We start from the raw sequence: 1,954 nt of genomic DNA, 5'->3' as shown, positions 1-1,954 counted from the left end.
CCCAGTGCGTTAAGAGCGGTTGCGACGATGTGTGGTGCGGAGAGCCCGGCCTCGTCATACTGCGCATCCTGCGTATTGTGGTCGATAAAACGGTCGGGCAGGGCCATGGGGCGGAAGCGCACGCGGTCAAGCAGCCCGGTGCGGGCCAGATGGTGGCAGACCTGTGTGCCAAACCCCCCTTCGGACCCTTCCTCAATGGTGATCAGCACCGCATGGTTGCGGGCAAGATTTTCCACCAGAGCCGTATCAATCGGCTTGGCAAAACGTGCATCCGCAACCGTCGGGGGCAGGCCCTGGGCTGCCAGCATGTCCGCCGCCTGCAGGCAGGCCGCAAGCCTTGGCCCGAGCGAGAGAATGGCAATGCCACCCGTCTGCGCACCGGACTGGCGCCCCATCTCGCGGATAATGCGACCCCGGCCAATGTCCAACACCTGCCCTTCGGCAGGCAGGTCCAGCCCAAGCCCGTTGCCACGCGGGTAACGCAGGGCGATCGGGCCTTCATCAAACTCAACGGCTGTGGCGGTCATGTGCAGCAGTTCCAGCTCGTCCGCAGGGGCCATGATGGTCATGCCCGGCAGGCAGCCCAGATAGGCAATGTCGAACGACCCGGCGTGCGTGGCGCCATCGGCCCCTACCAGCCCCGCGCGGTCAATGGCAAAGCGGACGGGCAGGTTCTGGAGCACCACATCGTGCATGACCTGATCATACGCACGCTGGAGGAAGGTGGAGTAAATGGCGCAGAACGGGCGCAGGCCCTCGGTTGCCATACCCGCGGCAAAGGTTACTGCGTGCTGCTCGGCAATGCCCACGTCAAAAAAGCGGTCGGGGTAGTTTTTGGCAAACGCATCCAGCCCCGTGCCGGACGGCATGGCGGCGGTTACCGCGGTCAGGCGTCTGTCGGTCTGGGCGCGGCGCACAAGCTCACGCGCAAAAACCGAGGTGTAGCTGGGCGGACCCGCTGGGCCTTTTTTCTGCTCACCGGTAATGACGTTGAATTTGGCAACGGCGTGGTATTTGTCGCCCGCGTTTTCTGCCGGGCGGTAGCCGTGGCCTTTTTCCGTAATCACATGCAGCAGGATGGGGCCTTTATCCGTATCGCGCAGGTTGCGCAGGATATTGACCAGCTGCGGCAGGTCATGCCCGTCCACGGGGCCAACGTAGTAAAAGCCCAGCTCCTCGAACAGGGTGCCACCGGTAATCATGCCCCGTGCGTATTCGTCCGCCTTGCGGGCGGTGCGTTCCACCGGAGCGGGCAGCTTCTTGACGAATTTGCCAGCCAGTTCACGCAGTTCCATGAACTTGCGTGACGACATGAGGCGCGACAGGTAGTTGGACATGGCCCCGACCGGCGGAGCAATGGACATTTCGTTATCGTTGAGGATGACGATCAGGCGTTCGGCACCCGGCCCGGCCACCGCGGCGTTGTTCATGGCCTCATACGCCATACCGGCGGAAATGGAGCCATCGCCGATGACCGCGATCACATTGCGCTCACGGTAGGAGGGGTCATCCTCCGCGCGCAGGTGGTGCGCCACCGCCATGCCAAGCCCTGCGGAAATGGAGGTGGAGGAGTGGGCGGCCCCGAACGGGTCGTATTCACTCTCACAACGGCGGGTAAAGCCGGACAGCCCGCCAGGCTGGCGCAGGGTGCGGATACGCTCGCGCCGCCCGGTCAGAATCTTGTGAGGGTAGGCCTGATGACCCACATCCCAGATCACCCGGTCATCGGGCGTGTCGAACACCGCATGCAGGGCTACGGTCAGTTCCACAACACCAAGCGAGGCTCCAAGGTGCCCCCCGGTGGTGGAGACCGCATCCACAGTCTCGGCCCGCAGCTCGTCCGCAAGCTGCCTGAGCTGCTCAACAGACAGGTTGCGCAGGTCCGCAGGAACACGGACACGGTCCAGCGCAGGAAAACGGCCAAAAGTGGGAATCGGTGACGCGGCGTTCTGGT

General features: G+C 63.7%; 1 protein-coding gene. It reads right to left on the bottom strand.

Features of this window, described 5'->3' with window-relative positions; all coding sequences use genetic code 11:
* A partial coding sequence (dxs, locus tag PY793_RS14070; RefSeq protein ID WP_408744716.1) for a 1-deoxy-D-xylulose-5-phosphate synthase occupies positions 1–1,954 on the bottom strand: 1,954 nt, incomplete at both ends.

Source organism: Acetobacter fabarum (assembly GCF_029069195.1).
Taxonomy (GTDB): Bacteria; Pseudomonadota; Alphaproteobacteria; order Acetobacterales; family Acetobacteraceae; genus Acetobacter; species Acetobacter fabarum_A.
The sequence above is the reverse complement of the archived record's forward strand: the minus strand, read 5'-3'. Positions and strand labels throughout refer to the sequence as shown.